The 17,563-nt window shown below is 62.2% G+C and carries 15 protein-coding genes and 2 pseudogenes; 10 read left to right on the plus strand and 7 right to left on the minus strand.

The annotated features are described in order from the left end of the window. Positions 1-205: 205 nt before the first annotated feature. The 3 genes from NUH86_RS21940 to NUH86_RS21950 all read left to right on the plus strand — a co-directional run bounded on the left by NUH86_RS21940 (position 206) and on the right by NUH86_RS21950 (position 2,496). Positions 206-673: a VOC family protein gene (locus tag NUH86_RS21940; RefSeq protein WP_267252586.1), complete on the plus strand. Its 468-nt coding sequence runs from the start codon at positions 206-208 to the stop codon at positions 671-673. A 21-nt stretch (positions 674-694) separates the two neighbouring features. Further along, a complete protein-coding gene (locus tag NUH86_RS21945) occupies positions 695-1,933 on the plus strand; it encodes a metal-dependent hydrolase family protein (RefSeq protein WP_267252587.1) in 1,239 nt (412 codons plus the stop codon). Between the two features lie 203 nt (positions 1,934-2,136). Beyond that, on the plus strand, positions 2,137-2,496 hold the full coding sequence (locus NUH86_RS21950) for a carboxylesterase family protein (RefSeq protein ID WP_267252588.1): 360 nt from the start codon (positions 2,137-2,139) through the stop codon (positions 2,494-2,496). Positions 2,497-2,579: 83 nt separating this feature from the next. Here NUH86_RS21950 and NUH86_RS21955 read toward each other — a convergent pair whose 3' ends face one another. After that, the gene (locus tag NUH86_RS21955; protein ID WP_267252589.1) at positions 2,580-2,807 is read right to left on the minus strand and encodes a hypothetical protein; all 228 of its coding nucleotides are present in this window, start codon (positions 2,805-2,807) and stop codon (positions 2,580-2,582) included. A 271-nt stretch (positions 2,808-3,078) separates the two neighbouring features. On the opposite strand from NUH86_RS21955, the gene NUH86_RS21960 reads away from it, so the two are divergent. The 3 genes and pseudogenes from NUH86_RS21960 to NUH86_RS24940 form a co-directional block, all read left to right on the plus strand. Beyond that, a protein-coding gene (locus NUH86_RS21960) for an IS630 family transposase (RefSeq protein ID WP_267252590.1) occupies positions 3,079-4,019 on the plus strand; the annotation gives its coding sequence in 2 pieces (ribosomal slippage) (positions 3,079-3,424 and positions 3,424-4,019; 942 coding nt in all). Between the two features lie 103 nt (positions 4,020-4,122). After that, the gene (locus NUH86_RS21965) at positions 4,123-4,392 is read left to right on the plus strand and encodes a hypothetical protein (RefSeq protein WP_267252591.1); all 270 of its coding nucleotides are present in this window, start codon (positions 4,123-4,125) and stop codon (positions 4,390-4,392) included. Positions 4,393-4,446: 54 nt separating this feature from the next. Beyond that, a pseudogene (locus NUH86_RS24940) lies at positions 4,447-4,851 on the plus strand (fructosamine kinase family protein); the annotation flags it as partial. 87 nt (positions 4,852-4,938) lie between these two features. On the opposite strand, the gene NUH86_RS21975 reads toward NUH86_RS24940, so the two are convergent. Continuing rightward, positions 4,939-6,372: a DUF6880 family protein gene (locus NUH86_RS21975; protein ID WP_267252593.1), complete on the minus strand. Its 1,434-nt coding sequence runs from the start codon at positions 6,370-6,372 to the stop codon at positions 4,939-4,941. A gap of 481 nt (positions 6,373-6,853) precedes the next feature. After that, positions 6,854-8,374: a Fic family protein gene (locus NUH86_RS21985; RefSeq protein ID WP_267252594.1), complete on the minus strand. Its 1,521-nt coding sequence runs from the start codon at positions 8,372-8,374 to the stop codon at positions 6,854-6,856. Positions 8,375-8,634: 260 nt separating this feature from the next. On the opposite strand from NUH86_RS21985, the pseudogene tnpB reads away from it, so the two are divergent. From tnpB to NUH86_RS22000, 3 genes and pseudogenes are all read left to right on the plus strand, one after another. Further along, positions 8,635-8,916, plus strand: a pseudogene (gene tnpB / locus NUH86_RS21990) (IS66 family insertion sequence element accessory protein TnpB); the annotation flags it as partial. 130 nt (positions 8,917-9,046) lie between these two features. Continuing rightward, positions 9,047-10,570, plus strand: a complete 1,524-nt coding sequence (gene tnpC / locus NUH86_RS21995; protein ID WP_267252595.1) for an IS66 family transposase — start codon at positions 9,047-9,049, stop codon at positions 10,568-10,570. Next, positions 10,528-11,205 (plus strand): UPF0149 family protein, encoded by a 678-nt coding sequence (locus tag NUH86_RS22000; RefSeq protein ID WP_267252596.1) that lies wholly within the window; start codon positions 10,528-10,530, stop codon positions 11,203-11,205. Before tnpC ends, NUH86_RS22000 begins: the two co-directional genes overlap by 43 nt. 323 nt (positions 11,206-11,528) lie before the next feature. On the opposite strand, the gene NUH86_RS22005 is transcribed toward NUH86_RS22000, so the two are convergent. The 4 genes from NUH86_RS22005 to NUH86_RS22020 form a co-directional block, all read right to left on the minus strand. Continuing rightward, positions 11,529-12,281, minus strand: a complete 753-nt coding sequence (locus tag NUH86_RS22005; protein ID WP_267252597.1) for an SDR family NAD(P)-dependent oxidoreductase — start codon at positions 12,279-12,281, stop codon at positions 11,529-11,531. Positions 12,282-12,319: 38 nt separating this feature from the next. Continuing rightward, positions 12,320-13,468 carry a sulfotransferase family protein gene (locus NUH86_RS22010; protein WP_267252598.1) on the minus strand — a complete coding sequence of 383 codons (1,149 nt, stop codon included), beginning with the start codon at positions 13,466-13,468 and terminating at the stop codon, positions 12,320-12,322. Beyond that, entirely contained in the window at positions 13,468-14,694 is a 1,227-nt protein-coding gene (locus NUH86_RS22015) for a DUF1214 domain-containing protein (protein ID WP_267252599.1), read from the minus strand. Before NUH86_RS22015 ends, NUH86_RS22010 begins: the two co-directional genes overlap by 1 nt. Before the next feature lie 192 nt (positions 14,695-14,886). After that, entirely contained in the window at positions 14,887-15,687 is an 801-nt protein-coding gene (locus NUH86_RS22020) for an enoyl-CoA hydratase/isomerase family protein (protein ID WP_267252600.1), read from the minus strand. A gap of 156 nt (positions 15,688-15,843) precedes the next feature. Between NUH86_RS22020 and NUH86_RS22025 the strand changes: the two genes are divergently transcribed. Next, positions 15,844-17,424: an AMP-binding protein gene (locus tag NUH86_RS22025; protein WP_267252601.1), complete on the plus strand. Its 1,581-nt coding sequence runs from the start codon at positions 15,844-15,846 to the stop codon at positions 17,422-17,424. Positions 17,425-17,563: the final 139 nt, after the last annotated feature.

Raw genomic sequence — 17,563 nt, forward strand, 5'->3', positions numbered from 1 at the left:
CGCCTGCAAATGCCTTGAGAGGAACAAACATCAGGAAATTCCCCGCGTCTAGGCGCAAAAGGGAGGCGTTGAGTGGCCGTTTTGCCGGGATGCAAATCCATGGAGCGGTGTGGCAGGCGACGAAAGATCGCCAGCAGCGAACCTTCGGCTGTGACCATCAATATGGCACGATCAGGTTCATTTGGAGAGTGCCGGGGTAGAAGTGATGGGCAAGATCAATTTCCTGCACCATGTCGGAATGTCGGTGCCGTCGCTGGACGAGGCCCGCCGATTCTATATCGATCTGCTGGGATTTACAGAGCTTGGCTCAGGGGAGTTCGCTTCCGACGATGATATTGACCGGATCATGGCGCTGCATGACGCCGCTGCCAAGGTGGCCTTTCTGAACTTCGGCGATTTCAAAATCGAGATGTTCGAGTTCGCCGCTCCCGCGCAGCAGCGCGACGACAGCGGCCAGCCGGTCAATATTCACGGTTACACCCATCTCTGCCTGGACGTGACGGACGTGCGTGCGCTCCACGCGCGGTTGAAGGCGGCGGGGATGCGGTTCCACAGCGACCCGGTGGACAAGGCGGGCGTCCGCACTGTGTATGGCCGTGATCCTTTCGGAAACGCGATTGAACTGCAGGAGATCGTCGAGTTCGATCCCACCGCAGCAGGCGCGGAATTTTAAGAAATTGATGGAGGTAGGACGATGACAGACGTCCAGCGTACACTCGTTCGTGGCGGCCATGTCTGGAATGGCCGTGACGATCATCGGGCTGAACAGGATGTGCTGATCGAAGGCGATCGGATTGCGGAGATCGCGCCGCGCGGCCAGCTGGCCGTCGACGGCGCGCAGGAAATCGACGCCAGTGGTGCGACGCTGATCCCCGGCCTGGTTGATGCGCACGGGCATTTGAGCTTCCCGTTCACTACCTATGCGACCGAGATCGAGGATACCCCGCCCGAGGAATCGATCCTGATCACGCTGCACAATGCGCGCAGGATGCTGGATGCGGGCTTTACGGGCGTGGTTGGTGCTGGATCGCCCCGTCTCCGCACCGAAGTGGTGATCCGCAACGAGATTGACGCTGGCGGGATTCCCGGCCCGCGGCTGATGGCATCGACGCCGACGCTGACCGCCACCGGCGGCCTGAACGACACCCGCCAGATGCATCAGGTGCGCGCTGCCGCCGCCTTGATCGTGGACGGCGCGGAGGAGGTGCGCAAGGCGGTACGTCTGGGCTACCGCGAGGGTGTTGACGTCGTGAAGATCAACATTTCCGGCGATGACTTTTTCCCCCGTCCCCATGGCCGCGTGACGACGCTGACGGAGGAAGAAGTGCGCATGGCGTGCGACACCGCCAAGGAGCTCGGCCTCAAGGTCGCGGCGCATGCGCGCTCGGCGGAATCGGTGAAGCGCGCCGTCCGCTGCGGTGTCGACATCATCCACCATGCCGACTTCTGCGACGAGGAAGCGCTCGACATGCTGGAGGAGGCGAAGGACCGTCTGTTCGTCACCCCGACGACGGGGCTTTATCATGGTCTCATTCACCTGAGCGGCTTTCCCGAGCCGCTGCTGGAGCGCATGATCGTGCGGGAAGCGATGGACCAGAATATCGCGACCCACAGCGAATTGCGCAAACGCGGGCTGCGTCAGCTGATCGGCGGCGATTATGGCATCGCTTTCATGCCCAACGGCACGAACGCCAATGATATCGCGCATTTCGTGACCTATCTTGGCTGCTCCCCGGTCGAAGCGCTGCGGGCGGCCACGTTCAACGGCGGGCAGGCCATGGGTCTGGGCGCGGGTGAAATTCGCAAGGGCGCGCTGGCTGACCTGCTGCTGGTTGACGGCGACCCTACGACCGATGCCGCGCTGGTGGCGAAGCAGGCGAAGCTGCGCATGATCATGAAGGGCGGCCAGATGCACAAGAAGCCGCAGGCATAGCAGGGTGGTTGCCCATGGCGGCATGGATGCCGACGCGGGTGATGGATCATGCAGCGCGGATAGAGGCGCATGATGATGGCATGAAATGGGGCGTAGTCGGATGGCTGCGCCCCGTTCGCCTGATAATGTTCAGAAACGGGTGCCACCGCTCATTGCTTTGGCAAGGCGCGAAGTGGTCGTTCGCAGGATCAGGAGAGAGCAGCTTGTTCAGCCGGAAAATGCCTATTCGCGACCTGGTTCGACCTGGCCTGATCTTGTCGATGGCGGTGACGTCAGCGCTGGCGCAGGCCGCGACGGCTCCCACCGCTCGCATCGACAGCGGCGTTGTGGAAGGTATGCGGGACGGCGATGTCTCCGCCTTTCTGGGCGTTTCCTTTGCGGCAGATACCAGCGGCGCCAACCGCCGGCGCGCGCCGCAGCCCGTGAAGCCATGGAAGCAGGTCCGCAAGGCCGCCGCCTATGACGACAACTGTCCGCAGGTGCCCGGTTCCGCGCTGCCCGCGGCAAGACCCTGGACAGATGAATATAAGGCTCCCGGCCCGGCTAGCGAGAAATCGCGTTAAAACAAAGGAATAGAGCGGTCGACCTGATTCAATCAGATCGAAAACCGCTCTAGTCGGCCGGTTCCGCCTCGGTTCATGCGCTGCTAGCATCGCCGCCCGCTCAAGGCCTGTTCATCCGCGCGCTCGCGCAGAGTGGATCGGGCATGGGCCTGGCCGTTCGCGAGCAACCGGCCGCCGAGGCGATCGGCACGCAACTCCAGCACATCGCAGGCGCCGCATCGCTCGCGCAGATGCGCGCTGTCGATGGAAGCCCTTCTCACGGCATCCTTGAATCCGGCCTTGCGGCGGCATGGCTTGCCCTTTTCGCCCATCCGTGAAGCAAAAATCCTGCCGGATCCTCGCGCAGGCGCGCGCAACATCCCCATATTGACGGGTTACACCTCTGATGAGAGCAGCTCGTCGGCGGACCGGAATATGGACACGCCGACGGGCTGGCCGCTTTGCTGGACCGCCGCTTCGGCGCGGAAGCCCCAACATTCGCCCGCTTTTAGAGCGTTTTTCGACCGTCCTGAATCGATGAAGGGTTCCCTTCGATCGCAATTTCTGATTCAAAATCCTTGCTGGTGAAGGAGGCCGGCATGGATGACTCTTTCGATGGATTTGCGCTCTCGTCTCTTGGTGGCAGTAGATGGCGGGCAGAGTTGTCGTGCTGCCGCAGCCCGGTTTGGCGTTGCGCCGTCAACGGCCATCCGCTGGCGGACGCAACAGCTAGAGACGGGTAACTTTGCTCCCAAGCCGCAAGGCGGAGACATGCGCTCACGCCGGGTTGAAGAGCGTGCAGCGGACATCCTGGCCATTTGGGAGGGGCGCAAGGACCTCACGCTTGAGGAGCTGCGCCTGGCACTGGCCGAAAAGGGTCTGATCGTGTCCGTTGCCGGGTTGCATCGCTTTTTCGTGCGCCGCAGCCTGACGCGGAAAAAAAGACAGGCCATGCAATCGAGCAGGACCGGCCCGACATCCTGAAGCAGCGTCAGGACTGGTTCGACTGCCAACTCGATCTGGCGCCGGAGCGCTTGGTCTTCATCGACGAGACGTGGACTGTGACGAACATGAACCGCAGCCACGGTCGTTGCCCGAGAGGCGAACGGCTGCGGATGGGCTTCCCGTACGGGCATCGAAAAACCACAACGCTGGTGGCGGGATTGCGTATGACGGGCATGGTCGCACCGATGGTGCTCGACGGCCCGATCAATGGCGACTGGTTCGAAGCCTATGTCGCCCATGTGCTCGTGCCTGAACTTCAGCCCGGCGACATTGTGATCATGGACAACCTGTCGAGCCACAAGCGCGAAGCCATACGTAAAAGGATCGAGGCTGCGGGCGCAACGCTGCGCTTCCTGCCGCCCTACAGTCCCGACTTCAACCCGATCGAGAAAGCGTTCTCCCGCCTCAAGGCCATGCTTCGGAAAGCTGGCGAGCGCACCGTCAGCGGTCTTTGGAGCTTGATCGGCAAACTTGTCGATATCTTCCAGCCCGACGAATGCGACAACTACTTCAAGTCCTGTGGATATGAACCAGAATGATCGGAAAACGCTAAAAGGAGGATGAAGGCTATAATTTTGGCGGCGTCTTTCCGCCCCTGTCGACATTGCCTATCCTCATGGGACGAGAAATATGGGGCGCAGTGTGAAGTCGATATTCGTTCGTGCGGGATATCTGCTTAGAGCTCGCGTCGATTGCGTGACGCAGATATCCAGCGAGAGCCTGTCCTCTGTCAGCCGCCTTACACTCGCTGACGACAGGTCCGCCATCGCCAAAATCGGCCCGCTGGCGGCCGGAAAGGCGCATATGCTCGAGGCGATGCGGGGGAGGGGCGTACCGACGCCGGCCATCCTTGGCGTGGAGGGCGAATTGCTGATCCTGGAGGATTTGCCCGCCACGGGACGCCTGGCATGAGCGTGGGCACATCTCGCTGAAATTCTCGATGATCTGCATGCGCCATCGGGCAACATTTATGGCTGGGACGGCGATTACGCCTTCGGGAATGTCCACATCCCCAATGCGCGAAATAGCAGTTGGGTCGAATTTTGGGCTGAAAACCGGCTGCGCTGCCATATTTCCCATATCGACCGGCATTTGGCAGACCGCATCGAGCTACTGGCGGACCGGCTCGGAGAACTGCTCCCTGTTCATCCATCGGCCGCCCTGCTGCACGGCGATCTCTGGGGTGGCAATATCCTCATCAATGGGGACCATGTTTCCGGCCTGATTGACCCTGCGGCCTATTATGGCCATCGCGAGGTCGATCTGGCGATGCTCAGCCTGTTCGACAATCCGCCTATCGCCTTTTACGAAGCCTGTGGATTGGATGATGGGTGGCGTGAGCGTCAGCCCATTTACCGGCTCTGGCCGCTGCTTGTTCATGCGCGGCTGTTTGGAGGCGCCTATGTGCAACAGGCAGGAATTTGCCTGGATGACTCGGCTTCTGATCGCCGGGTAAGTCTATGCGTTCCAAAATCCGCTCTTGCGTCCATGGCGAAGCCTCAGGTCAGCGACGTAAGCTTCATGATCGAGATGATGGCCGAAGCTTTCAATTCGCCTGGCGAGATATTCGCAGGTTTGCAGATGCCGGGCCGTATGGCCGTAACGCTTGTACTTGCCAGCCCCGAGTGAATAATCAATCATCGCACGCAGCATCAGCGTTGCCGCCAGCGGATGGCGCTGCTCCAGCGTTTCCGCGCCGGGGGTCAGCAGCCAGTAATGATTCCCGTCCAGTTCATCATGTCGTGCCAGAACCAGATCAGCCGCCCGGTCATGCGCTGGCCAATCGATCAGGAATGACAGAGCCTGGCCAAAGCGGGGATATTGGGCAACATGCGCCAATGCACGCGTCTCGGCCTCGACATCGTCGAAATCCGGCAGGCGTTTGATGAAGGCCCGGAGATATTCCGCATTCAGAGCCTGCTCGAAGATGTCCCAGCGCGCGCTCTGGGCATCCCCAACCAGACCCAATGCATCCAAGGCATCGATCCTCACCCTTTGCCAGTCCGGCCAGTAACCGCCAGCCTGGAATTTGGCTTCGGCACGTTTCAACGCCGCCATCGCCTCGTCGGGGCGGTCAGCGGTCAGCAGTCGCTCCGCGATGGAGGCGGCCGTTGCCGGATTGGCGCATTCTTCTTCGGAGAAGCGCGCGACATAGCCATCGACGTCCCCCAACGCATCAGCAATCTGCGTCAAGGCGCTCTGGACAAGGCGGGCAGGGCGTTGCGTCTCATAATCCTGTTGGTAGATCGGGCCGCGCGTGCTGATCCCGATCACTCGGCGTTCGTCAGCGGCCGACTTGCGTGGGGAAGAAGCAGCCAACGCCTCGAACTTCGCCTTGAGGATGAGCAATCCGTCCTGGCCCAGTGCTTTCGCCATCAATGCGATAAACCCGTCGAACTGACCATAATCATTGGCGCAGACAGAGTCGAACACGCGGGCGGCCAGCCTGGCCGGATCATGCTGCGTCTGCGCGGCTACCGTCCCGAGATCCTCGCGCGCCAGTTCCATGACGCCGCCGATCATTCCATTGCTGTCGTCACACCGTTCATAGACCGAGGGTGCCAGTTCCAGCATGCGCCAGAGCAGATCGAAGGCTTCGCTCGGCTGCGTCGGCAGGACATAGGACATGATCGCCGTCCGCTGCATGTCGAGATCGCGACCGAAGGCCGCCATCTTCTGCCAATCGACGAACGATCTGGATTTGGCGATGGAGGCAAGGCGTTTGCGGATTTCTGCGGCGGCATCGCCACCGCTCACACGACTGGCCAGTTCGAGCCGAAGCTGATGCTTCATGACCGCGTCGCCCTGCGCCAGTTCGAGCAACAGTTCCGCCAGGCGTTCGGCGCCCAAAGCCGCGAGGTTTTTGACGTTCAGGGTCTTTTCGGAAGCCATGGTCCTTCATTGCGAGATATCGGACGCAACCGTCAAGCGCGCCGGGGCTGCGCCATAGCATGAGCAGCCTCGTTATGAAGTGCGGACATGGCCGAGGAACGCGATGGCCTTCGCGCTCAGGAGCCATACCGGCAATGCACGAAATAGTGGCCTTAGTTTGGCGAGGCGCGGCGAGATATGCATCAACTTGCCCAGCCGCTCCTCCGACAGCTCAGAGGCGGATTGCGCGAGGCTGTATGCCTCCTCGACAAAATGCGAGATGGAAGCAGCATACGGGGGCAGCGCGCTCGAAGTCGAGCGTCTTGGCGGGGGACAGAAGAGCAATCATTGGTGCGGGCGGTAGCGATGGCGGTTGCTTGCGTCAAACCGATGCTTCCAGCCCCAACTGCACTGCAATTTCGACCCGATCCGACCGAAAAACGGACCGGTACCATTTCAGCTATTGCCCAAAATCGCCGGTGAAATCGATCAATCCCAGCCCTCATGCTTGCTCCGCGACCAGCGCAGCGAGAAAATCAGCGAAGGGGATAATATCCCCCTGGGCGCTCGCCTGCTCCAGTGCCGCCATATAGTCCGCGCGTCGATCCACAGGGATGACGGTCCAGGGATAGCCGCCCGAAGCCAGCATCACATTCATGAGAAAACGACCCATGCGGCCATTCCCGTCGATATAGGGGTGGATGTAGACGAAGATGAAATGACCCAACACGGTGCGAACCGCAGGTTCGGCTTCTTCGCGCAGCAAGTCGAACAGCGCAGCCATGGCGTCGCGCGCAGAGTCCGCGCTCATCGGCACATGGCGGGAACCCCGGATAAAAACCGGCGCATTGCGATAGCCGGCGAGGTCTGCCGCGCGCGCAAGACCGGCAGCGACACTGGGCGCGAACAGGGCGCGATACCATCCAGGGTGATCCTCGTCGGCCACAGTTCCCGGATTTTTGCCCGCCAAAACTCGCTTGAGGCTTTGCTCTACCGCCTGAAATGCTTCCCAATACCCGCGTGCGGCGAGCGCATCGCGATGCGCGCGGTCGGCTTCGACCGCATCGGGATTCCAGCCTCCACCCCGGACGCGTTCGATTAGCTCGCGGCTGACCCGATAGCCTTCGATCGAAAGCGAATGATAGGCGTCGTTGACATAATTTTTCTCGACGCGCGCGATATAGGCCTTGATGTCATGTCGCCTTGGCGGCGCGGGAAAGGTCCGCAGCACGGGCTCACGCATCTCCTGCCACATCAGGCGAATCCGATTGGCGGCCGGCGACGGGTCTCTCGGTAAAGGAGTCACCAGACCCCGCGCGAATGGGTCGGTCTCTCGAACAACATAGCCAGCGGATTTCATGGTCGCGCCGATTTCGTCGGCGATCCGGTCGCGGCCTATGTTGCGGAATGCGCCGGCGAGTCGGCCCGCCACCACGGAATGCCCGCCTTCGAGCAGCCGTTCCAACAGCGCTGAGCCATCACGCTGGGTGGCAAGGGCCGTGCGCGCATCGGTTGGATAGTTGATGTAGAACTGCCCGGTGACGGCGACCAGCGCGGCTTCAATCCGGTAAAGGTGCAGGCCGTCGTCATTGGTTTCCCGGTCCTTTTCGGGCGGGAGTGCAAGATTGGTGTCGATCAACGATGTGTGGTGAATAAGCTGCGTCGGACGATTCCGGCCACCGGGTGCCCGGACCAGCAGTTGCGGCGGCACCGTGCGGTTGCCCGTTGCCAGCCGCAATGATTGATCGGGGGCGAGAATCCATTGATCCTCGAAGCGCTCGGTCAGATATTCTGCACAGAACCCCCAGAAGCTGGCGAACCAACCGGTACTTTCGCCTGTCGGCTCGTCCGGGCGGGAAGGGATATACCATCCGCGCATGACCTCCTTGAGGAAGCCGGCCGAGACGAGCCGTTCTCGATAGGTTCGGCTTATGTCGGCAGACTGGACGGCGATCCGACCTCGCGCTTGCAGGCGTTCCAAAACATCGAGGGCATCAGCCAATTTCTGCGCGGGGGTGGCCATGAATCGCTGGTATCATATTGCGCCTTTGAAGTCGCGCAACATTTCGCTTTTAGCGATGTTCTATAAATCGCTTTTACTGTGGTACAAAATATCGCTTTTGCTGAAGACGGACGAGGCACTGAGGGAGAAGCGAACCGGCTGGCAGATTTCTGCCAATTTTTCCAGACGCTAGCAGGAGCCATACGCTACCCAAGGCTTAATGCAGGCGTTGAAGATCTACCTGTCGTTGGCGCCGTGCGACATGCGCAAGGGGGTTTGACGGGCTGTCGGCGCAGGTCCGCAATATTCTTCAGCTTGATCCATTCTCGGGGAATGTCTTCCTGTTCCGCGGGAAAAGGGGCGACAGGTTGAAGGCCCTGGTATGGGACGGCTCAGGGCTATGCCTGTATGCGAAGCGTCTCGAGCGCGGAAAGTTCGTGTGGCCCCGTGCTCATGAGGGTGCGCTCCGGCTGTCGGCCGCCCAACTTGCGATGCTCGTCGAAGGGCTGAACTGGAAGCAGGCGATCGTCCACGACGAAGTCGTCACGCCGAGGCTCGCATAGCCAAAAAGATCAGGAAAACTGCCATTTTATGTAGGTTTTACCGTAGGCTTCGGCTATTATCTGCGGCATGCGGTTCGCCCTTGATCGCCTTCCCACAGACCCGGTTCTCCTGCAGAAAATGCTGCTGGAGATGGCCGATGTCATGGAGCAGGAACGGGCCGAACTGACGGCGGCGCAAGCCACGGTCAAAGCCCAGACTTTGCGGATCGAAAAGCTTGAGCATCGCGTCGCGCGGCTGCTGCGCGTCCAGTTCGGTCGCAGCTCCGAGAAAATGGATATCGCCCAGTTGCAGCTGATGTTCGAGGAGGTCGAGGCGCAGGAACCCGCCAACGATGAGGTGGCGGCGCCGCCTGTGGTGAAATCGGCTCGCAAACCCGGCAGCCGCGTTCCGCTTCCTGCGCACTTCCCGCGTCAGACAATCGATCATCAGCCCAGCCCGTGCAGTGCCGGTTGTAACGGGCCGTCAGTACAGATCGACGAGGCCGTCACCGAGGTCCTCGACTATGTCCCGGCGCGCTTCCGCGTCATCCGCCATGTCCGGCCCAGGCTGGTGTGCCGGTCCTGCGAGCAGATCCGCCAGGCGCCCGCCGTCGATCTGCCGCTGCCAAAGGTCATGGCGAGCAGCACCTTGCTGGCCCACCTCGTCGTCAGCCGCTTTGTCGATCATCAGCCCTGGCACCGGCAGTCAGTGATCTTCCGCCGCGTAGGACTCCACATCGATCGGGACGTGAGGAGCCGCTGGGCGCGGAAACAGGCATGGTTGCTGGCGCCGCTGGGCGAGCGGCTGTTCGCCTATATCCGAGAAGCCGCTAAAATCCATGGTGACGACACGCCGGTCACCTTGCTGGGCAATGGCGACGGCAGCCGGACTGGGCACTTCTGGGTATATCTGCGTGATGATCGCTCGAGCGGCGACATGAGCCCGCCTGCCGTGGCATTCCGCTTCAGCGCCGATCGTGGCGGGGCGCATCCGGCAGAACATCTCGCCGGCTATCAGGGATATCTTCAGGCGGACGGCTTTGCCGGGTACAACTCCCTTTACCGCGACCCCAAGACCAAGGCGCCCAGGAACATCGTCGAAGTGGGCTGCTGGAGCCACGCGCGCCGGAAATTTACCGACATACTCGAAAAGAGCCCGTCGCCGATCGCGGCGGAGGCGGTCGTGCGGATCGCCGAACTCTTCGCCATCGAACGCGATATCAAGGGTGTGCCACCCAATGAGCGAAGGCGCGTCCGCCAGAGCAAGGCAGTGCCCAAGCTCGATGCTTTACGCACCTGGCTCGAAACGCAGAACCGAGGCCTGTCGTCCGACAGCAATCTGGCGCGTGCGTGTCGCTATCCGCTCAATCGCTGGCAGGCCATGGTCCGCTACTGTGATGACGGTCGGCTTGAGATCAGCAACAATCTGGTGGAAAATGCCCTGCGCGGTGTCGCGCTCGGGCGCCGAAACTGGATGTTCGTTGGCTCCATGAAGGGCGAAGAGGCCGCGGCGCTCTTCTACTCCCTGGCCGGCACATGCCGGCTCAACGGCGTCGAGCCCGAGGCGTGGTTCACTAATGTCATTGAACGCATCGGCAGCCATCCGATCAATCGAATTGATGAACTGCTGCCATGGCGCTGGCAAGCCACACGCGATATTGCTCAGGCCGCATGACAAGCTCGCAGCCTCTAGCCGCCATCCTCGCCAACCCTAACTGGGATCCAGACCTGCTGCCGCCGCTCGAAATGGACGGATATCTGACCGGCATCCTGGTGACGCCGGGCCTGGAGGCCTCGGAATGGGTCAGTGGTCTGTGGACGACCAAGCCAGGTTCGGCAGCAGATGAACGGACGTCGCACGCTCTCGCGGCTGTTGTTGCACGCCGCAGAGCCATCGAAGCTGATCTTCAGAAGGGCTGGCCCGGCTTCCAGCCCAGCTTCTGTGAGCAGGGCAAAAAAGCCGATCATGCCAAGGTCAGGCAGTGGGTGAAGGGCTTCTGGCAAGCAATGAAGCTCGAGCCGCAATACTGGTCCGACCTGGCCGAGGAGGAACGGACCGCGACATTTATCAAGTTGCTGGTCGGCTTTATCGAGAGCCGTGAGCCCATCGAAGAACGCAATGACGCTGACGAAATCCGCGATGAGGCCGCAGCCCTGCTACCTCGCGCGATCGTCGGCATGAGGAAACTCGCCCTGCTGCGTGAGCGTAACGTCAATGCCCTTCGAACCATCCAGTCAAACAAGATCGGTCGTAATGAAGTCTGCCCATGCGGATCAGGCAAAAAGTTTAAGCGCTGCTGCGGAGCGTAATAGACCGCCACGTCAATGCCCGGTTACGTCGGCGCTTACCAATTTCGTGCGTAGCGGCAATCCCAATGGAGATGGCCTTCCCCAATGGCCACAGTTTGAAGGCCGGACCGTGATGGAGTTGGGCGACCATTTCGCGCCCCGTTCCGCGCTGTCGGCAGAGACGAGGGAGGCTTTCCGCGCGTTCCTCGCCAAGGGCGGCGAACTGGGGACGCGCTGACCGGCCACAGCCCGGCCGTTAAGCGTCCTGGCCCTGAAACAGCGCAGCCGGGGCAGTCATCGACGGCCCCGGCTACGTTTTGCATTATCGCTGGGCAGCGCCCGGATCAGCCGCCCGCGCAGCGGCCGCCGTCGATCAGATAAGAGCCGCCGTTGATGTGCCGTGCCTCGTCCGACACGAGGAAAGCGATCAGCGAAGCGACCTCTTCCGGCTCGCCAAGTCGGCCTTGCGGAGCGCGCGCCACCAGCATCTGCATCACATCCTCAGACGCATTGGCGAGGATGTCGGTGTTGATCGTGCCGGGGCAGACCGCGTTCACGCGGATATTGTCCTTGGCATAGTCGATCGCCGCGGCGCGGGTCATCGTCAGCACGGCGCCCTTGGAGGTGACGTAGGACCCCGCGCGCGGGGTCGCGCGGAAGCTGGCGACCGAAGCGAGGTTGACGATCGCGCCACCGCCATTGTCGAGCATGTGCGGGATAACGGCACGCTTCATCAGGAACAGGCCGCGCACGTTCACATTCTGCACCTTGTCCCAGGCGTCCAGCGGAATCTCGTGCAGCCTGCGCTGATTCGGGTCGGCGACCCCCGCGCTGTTGACCAGAATGTTGATCGCGCCCAGCTGCGCCACAGCGGCCGCGACCGTCGCGTCGACCGCATCGGCATCCGACACGTCGCAGGTCAGCGCGATTGCCCGTTCGGTCGAGGCCGCCTCGACCGTCTCCGCCAGCCTGTCGGAATTGAGATCAACACAGGCGACACGCGCGCCCTCCCGTGCCAGGCGGACGGCGACTTCGCGACCGATGCCCGACGCGGCACCGGTGACGAGAGCGACCTTGCCGTTGAAGCGATCGTTCATGTCTCTTCCTCTCAATCAGTCATGAAATGGCAGAGCGATCAGCGCTCCAGATCATATTCGGCGATATAGTCGGCGAAGGCGCTGCGAACATCGGCGTCGGAAATGCCATATTCTTCCGACGAATAGGCATGTTTGCCATGCTTGCCCTGCGGATTTGCAGCAAGCCATGTCTCCATTGCCGCCGCCGTCTCCTCGCTCATCTGCAGGCCGTAATGCGCATAGATGCGGCGCACGGTGCCCAGCGGATCGCTGACCAGATCCCGGTAGCCGATGTCGAGGCAATGCCCCGGATTCTGCTCCCGCGCCTCGGCCATGCGCTTTACGGCTCGCGAGTAGACGTCGAGGCGGATCGGGCCGACCTCCGTCTTCTCCCAGAACTTGGCGTTGCGATAGGTGAGGCTGGCGCCCGATGCGATGGTTTCCACCGGATTGCGGTGGAGGACCACCACGCGAGCATCGGGGAAAGTCGTCAGCAGCGGCCCCATCCCGATCGTGTGGGAGGGGTTCTTGAGCAGCCAGGTCTTTTCCGGCGCGCGCGCGCCCATCAGGCGAAGATTATCCTTGTACCGGCGATAGGATGGCGTTTCGTCCGTCTGGAAGAACCATTCGCGATATTCCGGCAGCGGCAGCATGGAGATGAACATGTTGCTGACAAAACTCTGCACCATCACCGTGATGCATTCGTCGGCCAGCCCTGCGCCCATTTCATGCGCCTGGCGCAGGCCGGGATTGGCGGTGAACATCGCCTCCAGCCGGTCATGCACCGCCTGATATTGCGGATGGCCTTCCCACTCCTCCTGCGGCGGAAGAACCAGCGGCGCTTCGCCAACCCAGCGCGGCGTCCACTGGAACTGCGGGTCGAGCGACATCAGAAAGTGCAGCAGCGTCGTGCCGCTGCGGGGCAGGCCGGTGATGACCAGCGGCGCGGTAACGGGATTTTGCAGCACTTGCGGCTCCGCGTTCCAGCCAGCCTGGGACGACAGGCGGCTGACCAGCGTATCGACGACAAGCGAAGAGACCCGTCCCGCGATCGCTTCGAGGCGGGCGCTGTTGCGGGCCGAGGACAAGAGCACGCCCAGCCCCTCGCGATAGGCATCGTCGCCGAAATCGCTGCTGCCCGCCCGGGCGGCGGCCTGCTCGTGCAGTGCCTCTTCGTTGATGAGATCAAGAGTATCGGAGCGGGTCATCAGCGTTGGAACCTCCGTGCAAGCTGTTCGCGACGCCGCGAGATGGCGCTCTTTCGCGCTGCGGCATCAATGGTCGGGTGATTGGCGGGGAGCGCGGCGCGGACATCGTCGACCTTCATCAGCCGTGATGCCGGAACCGGCAGTTTTTCATTGGGGCGGAACCAGCGATAGTGCAGGAAGCCGCGCTTCGTCCCGCCGGTGTCGAGCCAGTTGGGCGCGCCCGGATCGCGCGCCGAAATGATGAAGCGGGCCTTGCCGTCGCTGTCGACATGCGCCTGCTGCGCATTGAGCGAGGTCTGCCGGTTCATCAGGTCAGGCGTTTCCCACCAGACATTATAGAGGGTGAAGCTCCAATAGGGGCCGTCCGGAAGATCGGTCTCGATCAGGACCGCGTCGTCCTCTTCCAGATCGTAGCAGACGATCCCGTAATAGAGCCAGGCCTTGCCGTCGCTCACGGGGGGTTTGAAGTTCCTGACGCCCGGCGGCATGTTGCTGGGCGGCGTGATGATATTGGATGGATTGTCGGCCCGGACATTGGCGGCTCTTTGATTCCACCACCGCGCAGCCGCCACGAAGAGGCGGGTCGCATTGTCGATCTGCTCCGCCAGACGGTTGGCCGTCAGCCGGGGCGGATAGGCGGGGGCATCCGGATCAATCCGCTCGATGGTCAGCCAGCCAGGCGGCAGGTCGCGATCCCATTCCCAATCGTAACGGCGGATCGGCAGTCCCTGTCCGGCGACGGGATATTCATCCGCAATCTGCGTGTCGCCGCGCAACTGGGCGGGAATGGGGGTCCAGTTGCCGGCCATTTCCTCTGCCGACACCATGACTTCGAAAGTGCCATCGGGATCGACGTCGATGTTGTCGTGCCACAACTGCCCGATATTCAACGTCCTGCCATTATTATTGCCGCGCACGCGGTAACTGGCATCGCCGCGCAGGGCGGTCATGAAATAGGCGATGTTGGTGTCGGGACCGCCATAGCGATACCGGTCGTCCATCTGGCGGAAGAAAAGCGGAAAGTCGGGGTCGTTGAAGTCGAGCCGCTGTTCCAGGCTCATCGCGGCCAGGCGGCCGATCGCCCGCAGCAGTTCGGCAAGCTCATCGGCATCGCGCGGGTCGCCGATCCTGCCGTCGAGCGCTTCGTCGGCAATCTCCCCAAGCGCGCCGCAATAGCCGGCCCACGCCTTGCGCAAAGCCTCACGATCGCCTTCGCTGATTGCCATGCCTTCCTCCTCCTCATTCTCAATTGGCCCAGCATCACCCGATTGACCAGAAGCGATGCGCGCAGACGGCTTGCCGACGACCATTGATCGCAAGACCGATCCCGTCCCGATCGGTCGGGGAAAGGCTGCCGCGGTCGGCTCCCCTGGCTTGGCCATGTGGCGTCCGATCTCCAAGATCGAACGGTTGCAACTCTATTTTCCGGTGAAGCTCGGCGACCGCTTTTCCCGAAAGGCATTCACCGCCTCCCGGTGATCCGCGCTCAGGGCCGAAATGGTCTCATACCACACGGAAGCGTCGAGCATCGCTTCGAGCTGCTGGCGAAGCGGCAGGTTGATCGCCTGCTTCGTCAGATTGATCGCCACGCCTGCGCCGGCCGCGAGGCGGTCCGCCATGCCGAACGCGACCTCATCCAGGGATTCGCGGGGAACGGCGCGGTTGATAAGGCCCATCGCCGCGGCATCCTGCGCCAGAACCGGATCGCCGGTCAGCAGATATTCGCGTGCCTTCATATAGCCGATCAATTGCGGCCACATGAGCGCACCGCCGTCGCCGGCGGTGAGGCCGACGGCGACATGGGGGTCGGCGATCCGCACGCCCTCCACCGCATAGGTCAGGTCGCAGAACAGCGCGAGCGTCGCGCCCAGTCCGATGGCATGGCCGTTGATGCGGGCGATGATGGGCTTTTCCAGCCGGAGATAGGCCTGCAGGAGTCGCCGCGCTTCCAGAAAGCCATGGACGGTTCCGGCCGGGTCCGACAGCAGCCGATGCATCTCGTCAATGTCTCCGCCCGCGCAAAACGCCTTCTCGCCAGCGCCCGTGAGCACCAGCACCCTGGTTTCAGGGTCATTGTTTGCATCTTCGAGAACGCGGCGCAAATCATCATGAAGCGCGCCGTTGATGGCATTTGTCGGGGGATTGTCGAGAGTGAGGACCAGCACTCCATTGGCCCGACGTTCCAGCTTCAATGCGGTGCAATAATCGTACACGTCCATTTCCCTGAGAGTCCTTCTAGTCCTTATGTCACAGCTTTCGGCCACGTACATCAGGGGCATGATTGATCGCTCTTACGATCGAGGGGGTGGCTGCTTGCTTTGCGTGCGCAAGCGGCCACAAGAGATCCCACGATGGAGAGAATGTCAGGTGAGGCAATGAGCGGTCCGTCCCTTTATCAGGAATTTGAAAAATCCGTACGCGCGCATGCTGATCGGATCGCGGTCGGCACGACGGCGGCCCAGATCAGCTACGGCGCTCTTGAGCAGGCCAGCCGCGAGGTCGCCATGACCCTGCTGCAATGGGGCGTGGCACGGGGCGACCGGATCGCGATCTGGGGCGTCAACAGCGCCGAATGGATCATCGCCGCCCTGGCGATCCAGGCCGTGGGCGCCGTGCTGGTGCCGATCGGCACCCGGCTGCGCGGACGCGAAACGCGCGGCATATTGGAAGAATCGGACGCGGCGATCATCTTCTGCGACCGCCGCTTTGGCGACTATGACTATGTCGCGGCGCTGCAGGAGATGGATGGGCGGGAATTGCGGCGCATCGTGGTTCTCGACCAGGAACAGCAGGACGCGGGCGTCGTGACCGGCTTCACGCAAACCCGGGCTGCGGGATCGCAGGGTGATCAGGCGGCGCTCGATCGCCGCATCGCGCAGGGCGATGGCGACGATCTGGCCGACATCATCTTCACTTCGGGCACGACCGGGAAGCCCAAGGGCGTGCCGATGACCTGTGCCCAGAGCCTGGCCGCCTGCCACGCGCAGCAGGAGGATATTTCGGGTTTCACGCCCGAGGATGTGATCGCGGTCACCTTCCCCTTTGCGCACAATGCGGGCTATCGCGCGGGCTGGCAGGTGGCGCTGCTGTACGGTGTGCGCGTCCTGCCGATCAGCGTGATCGACCCTGCGGCCTTGCTGCGGCTGATCGAGGCCGAGCGCATCACCTATCTGCCCACCGTCGTCGCCGTCGCGCAGGGGCTGATCGCGCATCCTGATCGCGACAAATGCGACCTGTCGAGCCTGCGGCTGGTGGCGACCGGCGGGACGACGATCCCGGTGAAGCTGGTCGAAGACCTGCTCCGCCACTTGAACAGCGGGACGGTCGTGCAGTCCGGATATGGCCTGACGGAGACGGCTGGATCGGTGACGGCGACGCGGGCGGACGACGCGCCCGAAATCATCGTGTCGACGGTCGGCCGGCCGCTCCGCTCGCTGGAAGTGCGGATATTGAACCCGGAGGGACAGGAAGTGCCGCGCGGGGAAACCGGGGAAATCGCCGTGCGCGGGCCGCAGGTGCTGACCAGCTATTATAACGACCCGGTCGCGACCGCAGCGGCCTTCACGCCGGACGGCTTCCTGCTGACCGGCGATGCCGGCGCCTTCGACGATGGCGGCCATCTGCGCATCACCGACCGCATCAAGGACATGTATCTGGTCGGCGGCTTCAACTGCTATCCTGCCGAGATCGAGCATGTGATGCGCCAGATGGCCGGCGTGGATCAGGTGGCGGTCATCGGCGTCGATGACGAGCGGCTGGGCCAGGTCGGTAAGGCCTTTGTCGTGCGCTCCGCCGATTCGACGATCAGCGCGGAAGAGATCATCGCCTGGTGCCGCAATGAAATGGCCAATTACAAGGTGCCGCGGTCGGTTCATTTCCTCGATGCGATGCCGCTCAACGGCACCGGCAAGATAGCGAAGACCGACCTGAGGGCGCTGACCGAATCGAAGGCCTGAGAGCGGGCAGGAGATGGGATCATCTCTTGTCGAAGCGACTGCATGCAAAGGGGGGAAAATGAGTCGGAAACTGCAATTTGCATCCGGGGCCGCAATGGTTGCGGCGATGCTTTGTCCTGTCTACGCGCAGGAAGCACCG

The sequence above is a fragment of the Sphingobium sp. JS3065 genome (genome assembly GCF_026427355.1).
GTDB lineage: Bacteria > Pseudomonadota > Alphaproteobacteria > Sphingomonadales > Sphingomonadaceae > Sphingobium.

Excerpts from the sequence above, each read along its gene's own strand:
- NUH86_RS21940 (WP_267252586.1), top strand. The coding sequence starts at position 206 with ATGGGCAAGATCAATTTCCTGCACCATGTCGGAATGTCGGTGCCGTCG.
- NUH86_RS21945 (WP_267252587.1), top strand. The coding sequence starts at position 695 with ATGACAGACGTCCAGCGTACACTCGTTCGTGGCGGCCATGTCTGGAAT.
- NUH86_RS21955 (WP_267252589.1), bottom strand. The coding sequence starts at position 2,807 with ATGGGCGAAAAGGGCAAGCCATGCCGCCGCAAGGCCGGATTCAAGGAT.
- NUH86_RS21975 (WP_267252593.1), bottom strand. The coding sequence starts at position 6,372 with ATGGCTTCCGAAAAGACCCTGAACGTCAAAAACCTCGCGGCTTTGGGC.
- NUH86_RS21985 (WP_267252594.1), bottom strand. The coding sequence starts at position 8,374 with ATGGCCACCCCCGCGCAGAAATTGGCTGATGCCCTCGATGTTTTGGAA.
- tnpC (WP_267252595.1), top strand. The coding sequence starts at position 9,047 with ATGGCCGATGTCATGGAGCAGGAACGGGCCGAACTGACGGCGGCGCAA.
- NUH86_RS22000 (WP_267252596.1), top strand. The coding sequence starts at position 10,528 with ATGGCGCTGGCAAGCCACACGCGATATTGCTCAGGCCGCATGACAAGC.
- NUH86_RS22005 (WP_267252597.1), bottom strand. The coding sequence starts at position 12,281 with ATGAACGATCGCTTCAACGGCAAGGTCGCTCTCGTCACCGGTGCCGCG.
- NUH86_RS22010 (WP_267252598.1), bottom strand. The coding sequence starts at position 13,468 with ATGACCCGCTCCGATACTCTTGATCTCATCAACGAAGAGGCACTGCAC.
- NUH86_RS22015 (WP_267252599.1), bottom strand. The coding sequence starts at position 14,694 with ATGGCAATCAGCGAAGGCGATCGTGAGGCTTTGCGCAAGGCGTGGGCC.
- NUH86_RS22020 (WP_267252600.1), bottom strand. The coding sequence starts at position 15,687 with ATGGACGTGTACGATTATTGCACCGCATTGAAGCTGGAACGTCGGGCC.
- NUH86_RS22025 (WP_267252601.1), top strand. The coding sequence starts at position 15,844 with ATGAGCGGTCCGTCCCTTTATCAGGAATTTGAAAAATCCGTACGCGCG.